We start from the raw sequence: 15,695 nt of genomic DNA, 5'->3' as shown, positions 1-15,695 counted from the left end.
AAAATCAACAATGCGGCCCTCATCATCTCAAGTGACGGCGTACATCCAATTGTGATCATGCCCGACACACGAATCGTCGGGTTGCGGACCACGTTCGGCGCGGTCACACGTCTAGACTCCGTACGCGCGTCCGGACGGCTCTCCGAGTCGGGAACACTCCTTGCTGATGTGATTGAGGTAACGAACATCCCCAGCATCCGTCAGGTGCAGCGAGTCAACGCCTTGGGTGCTGGATACCTCGTCTTGGACGACTTGAACCGGATCCTGGGGATAGGCGGAGCGGGCTCGGTTGCCGCCGGGGCATTCGAGGCCAGCGCCGGCGCCTCGGTCAATGGGGGAGCGTCCGTCAATGGGGGAGCGTCCGTCAACGGGGGCGGCGCATCCGTCAACAGCGGGGGCGCATCGGTCAACGGCGGTGCCTCGGTCAACGGCGGTGCCTCGGTCAACGGCGGCGCATCCGTCAACGGTGGCGGCGCATCGGTTAACGGCGGTGCGTCGGTCAACGGCGGTGGCGTCTCCGTGAACGCCGGAGCATCGCTCAATACAGGCACGTCGGGGAGCGGCGGTTCCTCAGGCAGCGGTGGGAGCGGGTCGTCGGGCAGCGGTGGTGGAACAGGCCAACACTAACCGTGGTCTCGAATCTGGCGGAGGACCGACGCCATCTCTACCGCGGCAAACGCCGCGTCCTCCCCTTTGTCCCCGTGTGAGCCGCCGCTGCGGGCCTCGGCTTGTTCCAACGTTTGTGTCGTGAGTACCCCGAACGTTACCGGCAGCGAAGATTCGAGAGAAACCTGAATGAGGCCGGTTGTCGCGCCGGATGCCACATAGCGGTCGTGTGTCGTCTCTCCCCGAATGACGCAGCCCAGGCAGACGATGGCGTCGTACCGGCCGGTGCGGGCCAGTGTCTGCGCGATCACCGGAAGATCGTATGCCCCCGGCACCCACGCCACGTCCACCGATCCCTCCGCCACCCCGCATTTACGCAGCGTCCCGAGAGCCCCTTGGAGCAGCCGGCGCGTGATGTTCTCGTTGAACCTGCTCACGGCTACGGCGATGCGGAGTCCGGCGCCCTCGCGTCCACCCCGGAAGGTTTCGCCCACCCGCGATCCCGCTACTCGAGGTTGAGGAGATGGCCGAGCTTGTGACGCTTCGTGGCCAGGTACCGATAATTTTCCGGGTTCGGCGGCACCTCGATCGGCACCCGGCTCACGACCTCGATCCCGTAGCCTTCGAGACCGACGCGCTTCGCCGGGTTGTTCGTGAGCAGGCGGATCCGGCGCAGTCCGAGATCGGCCAGGATCTGCGCGCCGACGCCGTAGTCTCGCGGATCGGGGGCGAACCCGAGGAGTTCGTTCGCCTCCACGGTATCCTTGCCCACGTCTTGCAAGGCGTAGGCGCGGATCTTGTTGGCGAGACCGATTCCCCGGCCCTCTTGACGAATGTACACGAGCACACCCCGGCCTTCGCGGCTGATCGCCTCGAGCGCCTGCCGGAGCTGTTCGCCACAGTCGCACCGCAGTGAATGGAACACTTCCCCGGTTAGACACTCCGAGTGCATCCGCACGAGCACCGGGTCCTCTCCCCGAATGTCGCCGCAGACCAACGCCATGTGCGTCGCCCCATCCAGGGTGTTCTCGTATACGGCGGCGGTAAATTCACCGAGCGACGTCGGCAGGCGGGTGCGCCCCTCGCAGACCACAAATCGGTCACGCTCGAGCCGGTAGCGGATGAGGTCGGCCACCGAGATGATCGGGAGTTCGTGACGGGACGCGAACGCGAGAAGTTCCGGGAGGCGCGCCATCGTCCCATCGTCGCTCATGATTTCGCAGAGTACCCCGACGGGAGCGAGGCCCGCCAGCGTGACCAGGTCGACGGCGGCTTCGGTGTGGCCCGCTCGCCGCAGAACCCCTCCGGAGGTCGCCCGGAGCGGAAACACGTGCCCGGGCCGGCTGAGGTCCTCGGGGCGCGTGGCCGGATCAACCAGCGCCCGGATCGTCGCCGCTCGGTCGGGGGCCGAGATCCCGGTCGTAATCTTGTGTTTCGCGCCCACCGAGATGGCGAACGCGGTTCCCTGGTGCGATGTATTCTGCGCCACCATCTGCGGGAGATCGAGCGCGTTTAACCGCTCGCCGGTCATCGGAACGGTGATGAGGCCCCGGGCGTGCGTTACCATGAAGTTGATCGCCCCCGGGGTGACACACTCGGCCGCGAGGACCAGATCGCCTTCGTTTTCCCGGGCTTCGTCGTCAACGACGATGATGAACCTGCCGGCCCGGATCGCAGCCACCGCCTCCTCGATCGCGGCCAATCCCGATGCGCGTGGAACGCTTGGGCCTGCCGTCATCGATCCGCTCCGGGAGCTCGTTCCGGCGCAGGGTGGCTGCCGGTCGGGCCGGCCGTCCCGTTTCCCATCGAGGTGGTCGCCTGTGATGTCACCCGGGCGTATGGCCCGAGGAGCCGTTCGACGTACTTCGCGATGATGTCCGCCTCAAGGTTCACGCCGGCCCCAGCCTCCACGTGTCCCAGCGTCGTCGCCGAAATGGTGTGCGGAATGAGGCACACGGTAAACCGGCTTCCCTCGTGCTGCGCGACGGTCAAACTGACGCCGTCCACCGCCACCGACCCTTTCTCGACGATGTACCGGGCCACCGAAGGCGGCGCGTCAACCTCGAGCCACCACGCATCTCCTTGAGGATCCCGGCGCACCACCCTGCCGACGCCGTCGACGTGCCCCTGCATCACATGGCCACCCAGGCGAGCTCCGACGGCGACGGGACGCTCGAGATTCACCACGTCCCCGGGCCGGAGCCCGCCGAGTGTCGTCCGCACCAACGTCTCCTGGGTGACGTCCGCGCCGAAAACGCCGCCGGTATACTCCGTCACGGTCAGACACGCGCCGTTGACGGCAATACTGTCCCCCACTCGGGTCCCGGCGATATCACACCTTGCCTCGATGCGCAGCCGGACGGAGTCGCGTCCCGGCCGCGCGGCCCTCACGACTCCTGTCCCCTCTACGATGCCGGTGAACACGGCGTCCTCCCTGTCTTTCGCTCACTCCCCGTGCTCATCTCGCGGCCCACAGCCTCCGCCAGCGCCGCGGGTGGAAAGTAGCCCTCGATGACGAGGTCCTGATCCACCTGCCGGATCGACGTCTGCGTGAGACGCCAGGCCTCGGCGATCTTCTCGACCCCGACGCCGCCCACCGGACCTGGGGCCGGCCCGCCCACGATGACGGGGGCAACGAACGCCAGCACCTTGTCGACCCGTCCGGCATCGATGCAGGCCCCGTGGACCGTCTCGCCCCCCTCAACCAGCAGGCTCATGATGCCGCGCCGGCCGAGCTCCGCCAGCAGCGCTGAGAGATCGACCCGGCCGCCTTGACCGTCCGCGACGATGACCTCCGCGGTGAGCGCTTCGAGTCTCCGGCGGGCCTCGGGAAGGGAGCGGCTTGTCGTGGCGACAATGACCGGGGTACCGTCGCGTTCGAGCACGCGGGCGGCCGGCGGAATCCGCAGCGTGCTGTCCAGGACGATCCGCGTGGGCTGGCGGCCGATCGGACCGGCCGCAAGGTCGCGCGCGGTGAGTCGGGGGTCGTCGCGCAGCACGGTGCCGATACCGACGAGGATCGCGTCTGAGACTGCACGGAGCTCATGGACGAGCACGCGAGAGGCCGCCCCAGAAATCCACCGGGCGTCACCCGCGCGTGTGGCGATTCGCCCATCGAGGCTCATCGCCCATTTCGCCGTGACAAACGGGAACCCCGTGGTGCGGTGCTTGACGTAGGCTTCGTTCAGACGCCGAGCGGCGTCTGCCGCAATCCCGAGGCGCGTTTCGACTCCCGCCTCGGCGAGTCGCCGCAGCCCGCGGCCCCTCACCTGCGCATCGGGATCCTCGATGGCGACCACCACCCGCTGGACGCCGGCGGCGACGATGGCGTCGGCGCAGGGCGGCGTCCGTCCCCAATGCGCGCATGGCTCGAGGGTCACATAGAGCGTCGCGCCCCGCGCGGCGGGCCCGGCCTCCGTGAGTGCCATCACCTCGGCATGCGAGGTTCCCGGCCGGACATGGTACCCTCGTCCCACGACGTGATCTGAGGACACCACCAGCGCGCCGACCATCGGGTTCGGGCTCGCCGTGCCCGCGCCGCGCTGCGCGAGTCCTAGGGCCTCGCGCATATACCGTTCATCTCGACCCGCGTCAACACCCAACAAAAACACCCCGTGAGCCGAATGCCCCGGGGCAGAACGTCCAACGGGCCGGTGCCACCCCATCAGTGGCAGACACCGGTCCACGCCTTCTCCATCCGGACTATACCGTCGGCTCTGGACTCTCACCAGATCCTACCCGTCCGCACATTGCGAACGGGCTCGCGGGCTGTACCGCCGATCGGGAATTGCCGGGCAACGCGCCCGGCTCACCCTGCCCCGAAGGCAACACGTAGCATACCATGCAGTGTTCCGGGGATCAAGGGCCGCGCCCGCGGAGGGGCAGCGGGCGACGGGTGCCCGGGTCAGGGAACCGAAGGCACCTCGGCGATATTTACGATGACCCCCCCGGTCGCCCGCACGAGCGCGTGTGGGTCGATGGCAAACACGGCGTGTGGGGTGCCGGCGGCGGCGTACACGACCTGGTGCTGTAGCAACGTTTCATCGAGAACCACAGGAAGCACGGTCAGATGGCCTACCGGAGGGACGCCGCCGATGCTGAACCCGGTCAGCGCCCGAGTGATTTCGGCCGAGGCCTTCTCGACCCGCGTGGCGCCAACGAGCCCCGCCAGTTTCTTGAGATCCACGCGGTTCGCGCCGGAAGCCAGCACCAGGACCGGCCGCTCGTCGGCGATGAACAGGAGCGACTTCACGATCTGGGCGACGGTGGCCCCGACCGCGCGCGCCGCCTCTGCGGCGGTCCGGGTACTCTCCGGGAATTCAAGGATCTCGACCGACAGATCGCGCTCGGCCAGCGCCGCCCGCACGCGATCAGTGGCGAATGAGGATCCCACCGGTTGGCATCACCGTGCCTTACTTTTTCGCCGAGAAGGTATGCTCGTATAAAATCACGAGCCAGCGCTGGTCCGCGCTGAGGCTCCCCTCCCACGGCGGCATCGCGGACCCTGCCGCGCTGAACGGGGGGACGCCGCCGCCCTTCGACAGCCGCCAGAACCAATAGCCGTCGGGCAGTTTGGTGTGGATCGGCGTAGCAAAACTGGCCGGTTTCGGGTTGAGCGCCGCCGCGGCCGCCCCGTTCCCGGCGCCGGTTGGACCGTGGCACACGGCGCAGTTGGTGTCGAAGAGCGCCTTCCCCTTGGCCAGATTGTCCGGAGTGGGCTGAAGCGGATTCTTGATCGAGGCGAACTGCGCCGGCGGCTCGGGGCGCGGCGAGTTCGGGTTCTTGGGGTAGTCCGTCGTAGCCGCGATAGCGGGGCCGGTCACCGCAGGCGCCGGCGTGGTCGCCCCGGGCGTGACGGTCGCCGCCGGCTGTGCCGCCTCCGGGTGCTTCCGCATCGCCAGGATGTCTTTGCCGGTGCAGCCGGCGAGTCCAAGGCACCCTGCGAGAAGCGCCCCGGCCAGCCTCACGCGAGACGACATCTATCACCCCCGGACAGCAACGCACATTGGCGCACGATCAAACCCAACGCGGGACTGCTGTATGTTACACGATGGCAGCCATATTCCCTGCGCCTAGCGGTGGGCGCCCGCGAGGAGGCGGTCTAGCCGCGCGATGAGCAACTTTTCTCCCTCGGGCCCAACGAAGCCGCCAACCACCTTTCCGACGACGATTCCGTCGGCCCCGATAAAGACGGTCGTCGGCAACCCCGGGATGGCGTAGGCGTCGATGAGCCGTTCGTCGTCCAGGCGGACAAGAGGATAGTCCACATGGTATTGCGCGGCAAACGCGCGCGCGTCCGCGATCTGGTCCTCGCTATCGACCCCGACGAACTGCAGGCCCCGCGGGCCGTACACCTTCTGCAGCCGGACCAGCATCGGCGTCTCTGCGCGGCACGGCGCGCACCAGGCGGCCCAGAAGTTGAGGACGACGGGTTTTCCCTTGACGCTGTGCAGGCTGAACGTCCCGCCGTTGAGCAGCGGCAGGGAGAAGTCGGGGGCCCGGTGTCCGACCGGCGGGGCGCCATCACCGAGTCCCTCGAACCCGGACGGCCGCGCCGGCTCCGTCCCCGGATGCCGCGAGGCGACCCAGACCAGCCCCGCGGCGACAACCACAAGGACACCCACGAGCACCGCCGGCCTCAGAGCGTGACGCGATGGGACCGACGCCGGCGGCGAATCCATGTCGACCTTACCCAGGCGGCTAATAGGCGCGCGCGTAGTACACGATGTGACGCGCGGCCGCACCGCAGATCGCGCAGGCTCCAGAGGCGATCTCGTCGGAGATCAACCGGGGCGACGCCCCGGTGTCACGGCGGAGCGCCTGCTCGCACTCCGCTCCTCCGCACCATGCCAGGCGAACAAATCCCTTGCGCGCGGCGATGGCGGCGACGGCCTCTTCGCGGGTCGCGGCCGAGACGATATGCGTGTCGAGGAACGCTTTGGCTTGCCGGAACAACGCCTGCTGGACCTCCTGCAGCGCCGCAGAGACCGCGTCGACGATCCCATCCAGGGGGACGGGCCGCCGGCCTCCTCCGACGCGCGGGACGAGGACCACCTGCCGCTGCCCGAGATCGCGTGGCCCGAGCTCGATCCGCAGCGGGACCCCGCGCATCTCCCAGTCGTTAAACTTCCAGCCGGGGGTGACCTCCGTGCGGTCATCCAGCTTCACCCGTGCGACCGCGCCCAGGCGCGCGGCGATCGAGCGGGATGCGGCCAGCACATCCTCGTGAGCCTTCCCGGTGAGAATCGGGACGATCACGGCCTGAATCGGGGCCACCTTGGTCGGCAGGACCAACCCGCGATCATCGCCGTGCACCATGATGAGCCCGCCGACCATGCGCCAGCTAACGCCCCACGACGTCGTCGACACGTACTTCTCGGTGTTGTCGCTGTCGAGGAACTTGATGTTGAACGCCCGAGCAAAGTTCTGGCCGAGGTTATGCGACGTGCCGGCCTGCAGCGCCTGGCCGTCCGGCATCAGCGCCTCGATCGTATACGAGTGCAGGGCCCCCGGGAACCTTTCGCTGTCGGGTTTGCGACCGGCCAGGACGGGAATCGACAAGTCCGTTTCCGCGAAATCCCGGTAGACGTCGAGCATCTGGCGCGCCTCCGCCTCGGCCTCTTCCCCCGTCCGATGAGCGGTGTGGCCCTCCTGCCACAGAAACTCCATCGTGCGGAGAAACGGCCGGGTGGCCTTCTCCCAGCGCACCACGTTGCACCACTGGTTGATCAACACAGGAAGGTCCCGATAGGATTGGATCCACCGGGCGTACATGTGCCCGATCGCGGTCTCCGACGTGGGCCGCACCGCGAGCGGCTCGCTGAGTTCTTCGCCGCCGCCTCGGGTCACCCACGCGACCTCGGGCGCGAACCCTTCGACGTGCTGCGCCTCTCGCTGCAGGAAGCTCTGCGGGATGAACAGCGGAAAGTACGCGTTCACATGGCCGGTGGCCTTGAACCGGCGATCGAGCCCCTGCTGCATCAATTCCCAAATCGTATACCCGTAGGGCCGGATGACCGTGCACCCGTGCACGGGATAATAGTCCGCGAGTTCGGCCTTGAGAATGACGGCGGTGTACCAATCGGCGAAGTGCTGGGACTTGGACGGGATCTCCTTGACGTACCCGCGGTCCTCAGCAGATTGGGACACCGAAGGGTGGGACATGCTCGATGCCTCCCGTTTAGGCCGGGAGCCTCCACGTCCCCACGGGACGGGAGGCTCCCGCAACACCACGCGCTCCCTGCTCCCCGGCCGCTACCTCGACCGGCCGCCGGGCGGGGGAGTCTTCATCGTCTCGCCGGCCATTCTAGCACGCGTTTTGCACGACCGTCAAACCAAGTCTCCGACACCGTGCCGCCCGCCCGTCGGGATGGGCATCCTGTTCGGCCATTACTCTCCACCCCCGGTGGCCGGCACCATCGTCGCGGTCTGGGAGACCACTCGGGACCGCAGCGGCTTCAGGACGAACAGCGCAAGGAGCGCAGCGATAAAATCAAACGCAATCGCCAGCGCGAAGATCGGCACCCAGCTTCCGGTCGACGCCGCGAGGAGGCTGCCGATCGGCACGAGCAGGGACGCCGTCCCCTTCGCGGTGTACAGCGCGCCGTAGTTCGTTGTGGCATACTTCTGTCCGAACAGATCGCCCGCGATGGCTGGGAACAAGCTGTAGATCTCGCCCCAGGCGAAGAAGACCAGCCCTGAGAGCACCACGAACATGATCGGGATATGGGCCAGCCGGAGCAGCAGGATGATCGCCAGCCCCTCTGCACTAAACGCGATGAACATGGTGTTCTCCCGGCCGATGTGATCCGAGACCCATCCGAAGAACGGCCGGGTCGCGCCGTTCATGATGCGGTCGAGCGAGAGCGCGAAGGGGAGCGCGGCTAGGGTGATCCCCAACAGCGACACGGGGATGTCGGCGACCTTATAGTCTTTCGCCATCACCGCGAGTTGAGCGGTGGCCATGAGGCCGCCGGTCGCCACCATAGTGAACATCACGTACAGCAGCCAGAAGGCCGGATGCCTGATCGTCTCCTGCCAGGTGAAGTCCCGCCCGCTCTGCGCAACCCGCGGTCTGACAGTCGCGGTCACATCACCGCGCTTCGGGGACCGGAGGAACACCGCGGCGATGAGGACCACGGCCCCCTGCAGGATCCCGAAGTATTGGAACGTGGACTGATATCCGCTGTGCTGGATCATGTTGTAGATGGGGATGATCGTCAGCGCCGAGCCGGCACCGAATCCGGCGGCGGTGAGACCCGCGGCCAACCCCCGGCGATCCCTGAACCACTTGAGCGCATTCCCGACCGCGGTACCGTAGACAATGCCCGCGCCGAGCCCCCCGACGATGCCGCCCACGTACAGCATCGTGAGCGAAGTGGCATGCGCGTTGATCATCCACGCCGTACCAACCAACGCGCCCGCAATCGCCACCAACAGGCTGGGGCCGAAGCGGTCGACGAGGTACCCTTCGAACGGCACCAACCATGTCTCGGTGAGCACGAAGAGCGTGAACGTCACCTGAATCGCGGTCTTGGTCCAATGGAACTTGGCCGCGATGGGATTGACGAACAGCGTCCATCCATATTGCAAGTTCGCGATCATCACCATGACGATGATACCAATCACCAATTGAACCCACCGATTGCTCAGCGTCGCCATCACGCATCCCTCCCTGCGAGAATGCGGTTAGACTTCAATGCGCGCCGGCCGTTTGCAAAAAGGCACTTCCCTGTTCCCAAATGCAAAGGACTCCCCCCCGCCGGCCAGGTTGACCTGACGTCGAGAGAAAGCCCTGCTGCACCCACCCACCGTCACCTCGCGCCCCAAGATCGCGAAGCCACGCTCCTATGCAGTTGTCCTCCCGGTCCCTTCAGGACCGGACGCTCCGCGTCTCTAGGCGGGAGCCTTTTCGTTCAAGATGTCGGTCGCGAACGGAAGCACCCCGGGAATCAACCAATTCGTCCACATCTGGTCGATCTTCGCCTGGAAGTAGTCGATGTCGTCGTTGGTGAAGTGGGCAAACCGGCCCTGCTTCGTCAGGTAGTCCCGGACGGGGAGGCGCTTCTGCCGGCCCTCCACGATCGCCTTGCTCTTCCCGTATAGCCGCAGCTGGTGGTTCTCCACCTCGAACATCGGCCAGATCCCCGTCAAGACCGCGAGCTCGCCCAGTTCGTGCGAGAGCATCGGGTCGTAGTCCCATCCCTTCGGGCACGGATCCAGGGAATGGATAAAGGTCGGGCCGCCGATGCTGAGCGCCTTCCGGATCCGATTCATGAAGTCCACCGCGTAACTGGCGCACACCGTGCCCACGTACCTGCACTCCGGATGCCCCGCGGCGAGCATCGCCGCCATGTTCTTCTTCCATCGCTTGTGGAGAATTCGCTTGGCCTTCCCGTGGGGGCTGAAGGTCGTGTTGGCCCCGTAGGGGGTGCTGCCCGAGGCCTGAATGTCGGTGTTGGCGTACGACTCGTTGTCGTACAGGAGGATCAAGTGGTTGTAGTCCATGTGCTGCAGCGCGCCGGAGATCGCCGACAGCCCCATGTCGGCCCCTCCGCCGTCCCCGCAGAAGGAGATTACGTTGATGGGTTCGCGCTTGATCTTGCCCTTCCGCATGAGCGCCCGGTAGCCCGCGGCCGTCCCGACCGCCGCGGAGCCTGACGAGCCGAGCTGGGTGTGCATCCATGGGACCACCCACGAGGTGCTGTAATACGTCGTATTCGCGACGTACATGCACCCGGTGCTCCCGAGCACGACCGTGCGCGGCCCCGCCGCTTTCACCATCAACTTCATCACGAGGGCGGACTCGCACCCCTGGCACGTCCGGTGGCCGGAGGTAAAGTACTCCTCGAGCGGGGCCTTCTTGACCCCTTTGATCGGCTCCAGCACCGGCACCGGCGAATCCAACATCGCGGCCTCAGATGTGTCCATCGCTCATCCCTCCTAGGCGCGTACGCCGATCCATTGGGTGTCCAGCGGCGCCTTGCCGGTCTCGGCGGCCTTGCGAGTCTGCTCGATCATCTCCTTGACCGCCGGAATCGTCACCTCGCGCCCTCCGAGCCCCGCGATGAAGCTCACGACCGGCGGGCGTTTGTCTTGGGCGTAGAGGACCGAGCGGATCTCGTTGGCCAGCACCCCACTGTTGAACGGCGACCCCATCGAGAAGTCTCGGTCGATGACGCCGACCGCCGCAAAGCGCGCCAGCAGCGGCCCGAGCCGCTCGTAGTCGAACGGCCGGAACCACCGGATCCGGACGAACCCCACCTTGTGGCCCTGCTCGCGGAGCTTCCGGATCACGACCTTGACCGGCATCGACAACGTCCCCATGCCGAGCAGGACGATCTCCGCGTCGTCGGTCTGGTATTCTTCAAAGAACGGATTTCCGTCGCCGCGGCCGAAGATCCGCCGAAAGTTCTGGTAGGCTTCCTCGATGACGCCTCGGGCGTTCCGCATCGCCTGGTCGGTCTGGCGGCGGATCTCCATTAACCAGTCCTCGTTGACCTGCGGGGCGATCGTGATTGGGTTGTCGGGATGAAACACAAGGTCGCCCCTGTTGTAGGGAGGCAGGAACTCGTCGACCCACGCCTTCGGCGGGACCTTGACGAGCGACTGGGAATGCGTGAGGAACGCGCCGTCGGTGCTGATCGCGCACGGGAGAAAGACCCGGCGGTCCTCTGCCACCCGGTAGGCGATCAGCGTGGTGTCGAGCGCTTCCTGCGCGGTGTCGACCCAGACGTGCATCCACCCCAGGTCTCGGGCCGCCAGCGCGTCGTTGTGCTCCGTGCCGAACGCCCCGGGATCGTCCAGGGCCCGGTTGCCGACCATCGCCACGAGCGGCAGGCGGAGGGCCGGGGTCACGGCGATCGCCTCGAACGCGTAGCACCAGCCCACCCCGCTCGAGCCGCACATCGAGCGCGCCCCCACCGCCTCCGCGTGCTTGGCGATCTCGAACTGGCTGTGCTCGCTCTCGGCGACGATGTACTCGGCGTCCTGCTCGCCGTTCGCGATCTGCTTCGCCACGTACTGCATCAACGTGTCGTAGGGCCGGATTGGGTACGCGGTGAGCACGTCCACGTCGGCCAGCTTCGTGGCGACGGCGACCGCCTCGCTGCCGCTGATCAAGGCCTCCTGTTCCGCCGCGGCGACTCGGACCGCGGTTGCCGCATCAGCATCCATTACTCCTCACCTCCGCCGGCGCCAACCCCCATCTCCTCCTGCCCTCCCGGATCCGCGCCCACCGTCTCCCCCGCGTCCGCGGCGACGCCCATCTTGGCAACCTGCTCCTGATACTGCCCTCGGTACCGAAACCCGTGTGAGCGCTCCGGCTGTTCCTTGATCTTGGCCTCCACCCACGCCTTGTAGGCGACCTTGTCCTTCTTGTACGCTTCCCATTGACTCTGGTTGTCGGTGAAGGCGGCTTCGTTGACCATCGTGACGCAGTTGTCGACGGGGCACACCGCCTCACACACACCGCATCCGCAGCACGCCTCGGCGTTCAAATCGTAGGTCTGGTCGGGCGTCACATCGAAGCAGGAGTCGGGGCACTGCAGCCAGCAGAGCGTACATTTGATGCACTTGTCGAAATCGATCACCGGGCGCATCGTGCGGGTGGAAAACTTCTTGAAGTACGGATTCCGCGCGGGGCGATACCCGCCGATCTGATCGCCAAACTTGATCGGCTCGCCGAGCCGGATCCCGTCGATCGTCACGCCCTCGCGCATCGTGGTCCAACCGGGCATGTCGAACGTGTACGGCACCTCGGGGTTGCCTTCGCCGGGCGCGACCGTGCGGGCCATCGTCTGCTCGCACGACCGGCGGGCGGATCGCACTTTGAGGTCGTCCTTCCATTCGTCCTTGATCGCGGCCACGATGCTGTCCAGGCTGACGAGTTCGGGGCAGACCTTCGGCAGCGCACCGAGGATTCGGGCGTCGGTATGGTCGTCTTTATACACCCACAGGCCGGAGAAGCTTGGGATCGCCTGGATCACCGCCAGCCGGTAGGGGTGGGGCTTGGTGTGGCAGAATTTGATCAGCTCCTCGGCGGCCAGCATCGAGGTGACGATCAGCGTCCCGCTGTCCCGAACCTTTTGATTGATCGGCTGAAGGCCGTACCACGCCCACGACTCGACGCCCTTGCACAACATGTCGTCCACGCTGATCGTGACGTCGGTCTGCTCAGGCTCATACTGGGCCATGCTGAGCTGGAGCTCCTCCTCGTTCGGCGCGACGATCGCGAAGTTCTTGGCGGGAATGCCGTTTCGCTCGGGAGAATCCCCATAGCGCCCGAACGAGATGCCGATCTTGCCCTCTTTGCGTGCGGCCAGCACGATGCCGCGGCAGATGTTCTTGGCCAGCGTCTTCTGGTAGATCCCTCGGTAGACCACCTCTACCGAGATCGTGCGTGCCATGCAACACCCCCTCTGCCGGGCGTTACGTCCCGGCGCCGGACGTCGACCGAGTGGCGCCAGGCACGCCCGGGACAGGACCTGCCTTCTCGCCGTACTCGGATCTCCGACCACGCGCGGCCTGTCCCGAACCGGGCTCACCCGGTAGGGACAGCACCTGTTCAATCTCTTCGATATGGAGCCGCATCGACTCCGCCGCGGCATCCGGCGCGCGATCACGGATGGCGGACAGGATGCGGCGGTGACCCTCGAGGGACATCTCCGCCCGTCCCGGACCCTGCAGCGACCGTGCCCGGCTCTCGCGGAGCAGGTCCATCACCACGTCCATCAACCTGAGGACCACCTGATTTTTCGCGGCGGTGGCGATCCGGTAGTGAAACGCGTTGTCCTCCTCGATGGCGATCCCGCCGGCCCGAACGCGCTCCGCCTGACGGGCCAGGATGTTCTCCATGGCCGTGATATCCTCGTCGGTCGCACGAAGCGCGGCCACCCGGGCCAGCGGAGGCTCGAGCATCCGGCGCATATCAAAGAGGTCTGCGGTAAGATCCTTCGACGCTGCAAGCGCATCCGCGAGCGGGCCGACGATCGCGTCGATGGGGATCTGCTTGACGACCGTGCCCTCACCGTGCCGGGGCTCGACCAGCCCGCGCATCTCGAGGACCCGGATCGCGTCCCTGACGGAGGTGCGGCTCACGCCGAACATCTCGGCCAGTTCCCGCTCGGGGGGCAGCCGATCGCCCGGCTCGAGTCGGCCTTGGGCGATGAGGCGGTGGATCTGGGACGCCACCTCGGCGTAGACCTTCGTTCGCCGTACCGGCTCCAAGCCGTCTCTGATAGGCCTGCTGGCAGCGTTGGAAATGTTGTCCGACCTCGCGTTCAGACGTGGCCCAGTGGTTGGACCAGTGCCGAAGTCCAGTATAAGAAGTAGGGAGAACGGGTGTCAAGAAGAAGATGCTGCGGTACAGCGCTGGGGGAGTCTGCGAGGGCACGTGACACCGATGCTCCATCAAAAGGGGGGGCAATCATGCTGGACTTCTTGGGGAGCTATGCTGCGTGGGGCCCGACGCTCATTCGCCTGGGGGCCTGCATTACCTTTGTCGTGCATGGGTATCCGAAACTCGTCGGCGCGCAGCCCGGACCCAAGGGCTTCGCCGGCTATCTCAAAGGCATGGGGGTCCCGAGCCCTGCGCTCATGGCCTATGTCGTGGGGATCGCCGAACTCGCGGGCGGCGTCTGCCTGCTGATCGGGTTGTTCACGCGTCTTGCGGCCCTGGTCTTGGCCATCGAGTTCGTGGTGATCATCCTCAAGGTCAAGTGGGACAAGGGCTTTCTGCTGGCCAACGGCGGTTGGGAATGGGACTGGGCGTTGCTGGCGATGATGCTCTCGCTCTTATTGACCGGCCCGGGCCACCTGGCGCTGGACAACCGCATCCACACCGGCCTGTAGGTCGTGGGAGCAAGCAGGGTCTTCTGGCTCAAGCGTGTCGTCATTGGCGGTCTTATTGCCGGCTTATTACTTTCAATGAAACTTTGGACGGGTGGACGGTTTTTTCCGCACGCGCCGGTTCTAGCCAATTTCCCAACGATGCCGCCATCGGTTGAAACAATTATGTACGTGCTCTTGCTCGGACTGCTGTCGGCGATCCTTGTTCTCGCAAAACCATCTATACTGATCTTCTCTGCCTTACTCCTGGCCGCCATTTTTGGTTTCTGTGACCAGATGCGCTGGCAACCATGGTTTTATCAATACTTTGTGATGCTCGCCACGCTCGGTGTGTTTTCATGGGATGACGCCGATACCGAAAAACGGCAGGCGGTAATCAATACAAGTCGATTGATCGTGGCGAGCATTTATATCTTCAGTGGATTGCAAAAAATGAATCCCGCTTTTACATCCGGTGTTTTTCCATGGATGGTCCAGCCGGTGACACAGCTGTTTCCGGTCTCGCTTCAGATTGTTCCGTCCTCCCTGGGCATGATGGTACCGTTCCTCGAACTGGGAATTGGTGTAGGGGTGTTAACGACAAAGTTTCGAACGTATGCAATCATCCTAGCGCTGGTGATGATGGGATTTGTGCTTTTCACGCTTGGGCCATTGGGGCATAACTGGAACAGTGTCGTCTGGCCATGGAACGTCGCAATGGCATCGTTGGTCGTTATTCTGTTCTGGAGAACGGAGCATTTTTCTTTGCGAGACGTGCTATGGGTGAGAGATTTCCCGCTCCACAGAGTCGCCTTGATCCTCTTTGCGATCATGCCTATATTTAGTTTCTTCAATCTCTGGGACTCTTATCTTTCTTCGACCCTGTATTCTGGGAATACGAATGGTGCGCAAATTTATATCAGCGATGCTGCAAAACACAGACTGCCGCTGCCAATACAACGCTATACGTTAAGAGCCGAACCAAATAGAAACCTGCTGGATCCCTTCTTTTGGTCTCTCGACGAGTTGCATGTCCCGCCGTATCCCGAGACCAGAGTGTACAAGGATATTGCGCGGAGTATCTGCCGATACGCCGACAACAGAAATGATGTAGTCCTAATTGTGAATGGAAAGCCAACGTTATTCAACGGAGATCATCAATCGACGTATGACTGTTCACAGTGGCGTGATGACGCGCAGGATGCCCGGCGTTAACGGCAATCGACAAGCAGGACGTACAGGGTCGACGCGATGGTGTAGTT

Annotated in this window: 16 protein-coding genes and 1 riboswitch; of the genes, 3 read left to right on the top strand and 13 right to left on the bottom strand. The window is 65.0% G+C overall.

Features of this window, described 5'->3' with window-relative positions; translation table 11 throughout:
- Positions 1 to 627 (top strand): hypothetical protein (locus tag VFP86_22145; protein ID HET9002352.1); only part of this gene is annotated, 627 nt, incomplete at its 5' end.
- On the opposite strand, the gene ribH is transcribed toward VFP86_22145, so the two are convergent.
- From ribH to VFP86_22080, 13 genes are all read right to left on the bottom strand, one after another.
- Entirely contained in the window at positions 624 to 1,100 is a 477-nt protein-coding gene (ribH, locus tag VFP86_22140) for a 6,7-dimethyl-8-ribityllumazine synthase (protein HET9002351.1), read from the bottom strand. The genes VFP86_22145 and ribH overlap by 4 nt on opposite strands.
- An 11-nt stretch (positions 1,101 to 1,111) precedes the next feature.
- Positions 1,112 to 2,344 carry a bifunctional 3,4-dihydroxy-2-butanone-4-phosphate synthase/GTP cyclohydrolase II gene (locus VFP86_22135; GenBank protein ID HET9002350.1) on the bottom strand — a complete coding sequence of 411 codons (1,233 nt, stop codon included), beginning with the start codon at positions 2,342 to 2,344 and terminating at the stop codon, positions 1,112 to 1,114.
- On the bottom strand, positions 2,341 to 3,030 hold the full coding sequence (locus VFP86_22130; protein ID HET9002349.1) for a riboflavin synthase: 690 nt from the start codon (positions 3,028 to 3,030) through the stop codon (positions 2,341 to 2,343). The genes VFP86_22135 and VFP86_22130 overlap by 4 nt, the downstream gene beginning before the upstream one ends.
- A complete protein-coding gene (gene ribD / locus VFP86_22125) occupies positions 3,012 to 4,217 on the bottom strand; it encodes a bifunctional diaminohydroxyphosphoribosylaminopyrimidine deaminase/5-amino-6-(5-phosphoribosylamino)uracil reductase RibD (protein ID HET9002348.1) in 1,206 nt (401 codons plus the stop codon). The genes VFP86_22130 and ribD overlap by 19 nt, the downstream gene beginning before the upstream one ends.
- Positions 4,218 to 4,288: 71 nt before the next feature.
- A riboswitch (FMN riboswitch) is annotated at positions 4,289 to 4,436 on the bottom strand.
- Positions 4,437 to 4,510: 74 nt separating this feature from the next.
- Positions 4,511 to 4,999, bottom strand: a complete 489-nt coding sequence (locus tag VFP86_22120; GenBank protein ID HET9002347.1) for a YbaK/EbsC family protein — start codon at positions 4,997 to 4,999, stop codon at positions 4,511 to 4,513.
- Positions 5,000 to 5,018: 19 nt separating this feature from the next.
- Positions 5,019 to 5,585, bottom strand: a complete 567-nt coding sequence (locus VFP86_22115; GenBank protein HET9002346.1) for a cytochrome c — start codon at positions 5,583 to 5,585, stop codon at positions 5,019 to 5,021.
- A 93-nt stretch (positions 5,586 to 5,678) separates the two neighbouring features.
- Positions 5,679 to 6,236, bottom strand: a complete 558-nt coding sequence (locus VFP86_22110) for a TlpA disulfide reductase family protein (protein HET9002345.1) — start codon at positions 6,234 to 6,236, stop codon at positions 5,679 to 5,681.
- A gap of 70 nt (positions 6,237 to 6,306) precedes the next feature.
- Positions 6,307 to 7,770, bottom strand: a complete 1,464-nt coding sequence (gene proS, locus VFP86_22105) for a proline--tRNA ligase (protein ID HET9002344.1) — start codon at positions 7,768 to 7,770, stop codon at positions 6,307 to 6,309.
- 225 nt (positions 7,771 to 7,995) lie between these two features.
- On the bottom strand, positions 7,996 to 9,267 hold the full coding sequence (gene oxlT, locus VFP86_22100; GenBank protein ID HET9002343.1) for an oxalate/formate MFS antiporter: 1,272 nt from the start codon (positions 9,265 to 9,267) through the stop codon (positions 7,996 to 7,998).
- Between the two features lie 234 nt (positions 9,268 to 9,501).
- A complete protein-coding gene (locus VFP86_22095; protein ID HET9002342.1) occupies positions 9,502 to 10,536 on the bottom strand; it encodes a thiamine pyrophosphate-dependent enzyme in 1,035 nt (344 codons plus the stop codon).
- Between the two features lie 12 nt (positions 10,537 to 10,548).
- Positions 10,549 to 11,781, bottom strand: coding sequence for a pyruvate ferredoxin oxidoreductase (locus tag VFP86_22090; GenBank protein ID HET9002341.1), 1,233 nt, complete (start codon positions 11,779 to 11,781; stop codon positions 10,549 to 10,551).
- A complete protein-coding gene (locus tag VFP86_22085; protein ID HET9002340.1) occupies positions 11,781 to 13,013 on the bottom strand; it encodes a 4Fe-4S dicluster-binding protein in 1,233 nt (410 codons plus the stop codon). Before VFP86_22085 ends, VFP86_22090 begins: the two co-directional genes overlap by 1 nt.
- A 22-nt stretch (positions 13,014 to 13,035) precedes the next feature.
- On the bottom strand, positions 13,036 to 13,797 hold the full coding sequence (locus VFP86_22080; GenBank protein HET9002339.1) for a FadR/GntR family transcriptional regulator: 762 nt from the start codon (positions 13,795 to 13,797) through the stop codon (positions 13,036 to 13,038).
- A 237-nt stretch (positions 13,798 to 14,034) separates the two neighbouring features.
- Here VFP86_22080 and VFP86_22075 point away from each other — a divergent pair, with 237 nt between their 5' ends.
- Positions 14,035 to 14,457 carry a DoxX family protein gene (locus VFP86_22075; protein HET9002338.1) on the top strand — a complete coding sequence of 141 codons (423 nt, stop codon included), beginning with the start codon at positions 14,035 to 14,037 and terminating at the stop codon, positions 14,455 to 14,457.
- 3 nt (positions 14,458 to 14,460) lie between these two features.
- Entirely contained in the window at positions 14,461 to 15,648 is a 1,188-nt protein-coding gene (locus tag VFP86_22070; GenBank protein ID HET9002337.1) for a hypothetical protein, read from the top strand.
- The last annotated feature ends 47 nt before the right edge of the window (positions 15,649 to 15,695 follow it).

This window comes from bacterium, from assembly GCA_035703895.1.
Lineage (GTDB): Bacteria > Sysuimicrobiota > Sysuimicrobiia > Sysuimicrobiales > Segetimicrobiaceae > Segetimicrobium.
This window is presented reverse-complemented; position numbering and strand designations above follow the sequence as displayed.

What these genes read in the sequence shown, in the direction of transcription:
- oxlT (HET9002343.1), bottom strand. Translation starts at nt 9,267, where the DNA reads ATGGCGACGCTGAGCAATCGGTGGGTTCAATTGGTGATTGGTATCATC.
- VFP86_22115 (HET9002346.1), bottom strand. Translation starts at nt 5,585, where the DNA reads ATGTCGTCTCGCGTGAGGCTGGCCGGGGCGCTTCTCGCAGGGTGCCTT.
- VFP86_22095 (HET9002342.1), bottom strand. Translation starts at nt 10,536, where the DNA reads ATGGACACATCTGAGGCCGCGATGTTGGATTCGCCGGTGCCGGTGCTG.
- VFP86_22090 (HET9002341.1), bottom strand. Translation starts at nt 11,781, where the DNA reads ATGGATGCTGATGCGGCAACCGCGGTCCGAGTCGCCGCGGCGGAACAG.
- VFP86_22085 (HET9002340.1), bottom strand. Translation starts at nt 13,013, where the DNA reads ATGGCACGCACGATCTCGGTAGAGGTGGTCTACCGAGGGATCTACCAG.
- VFP86_22135 (HET9002350.1), bottom strand. Translation starts at nt 2,344, where the DNA reads ATGACGGCAGGCCCAAGCGTTCCACGCGCATCGGGATTGGCCGCGATC.
- proS (HET9002344.1), bottom strand. Translation starts at nt 7,770, where the DNA reads ATGTCCCACCCTTCGGTGTCCCAATCTGCTGAGGACCGCGGGTACGTC.
- VFP86_22075 (HET9002338.1), top strand. Translation starts at nt 14,035, where the DNA reads ATGCTGGACTTCTTGGGGAGCTATGCTGCGTGGGGCCCGACGCTCATT.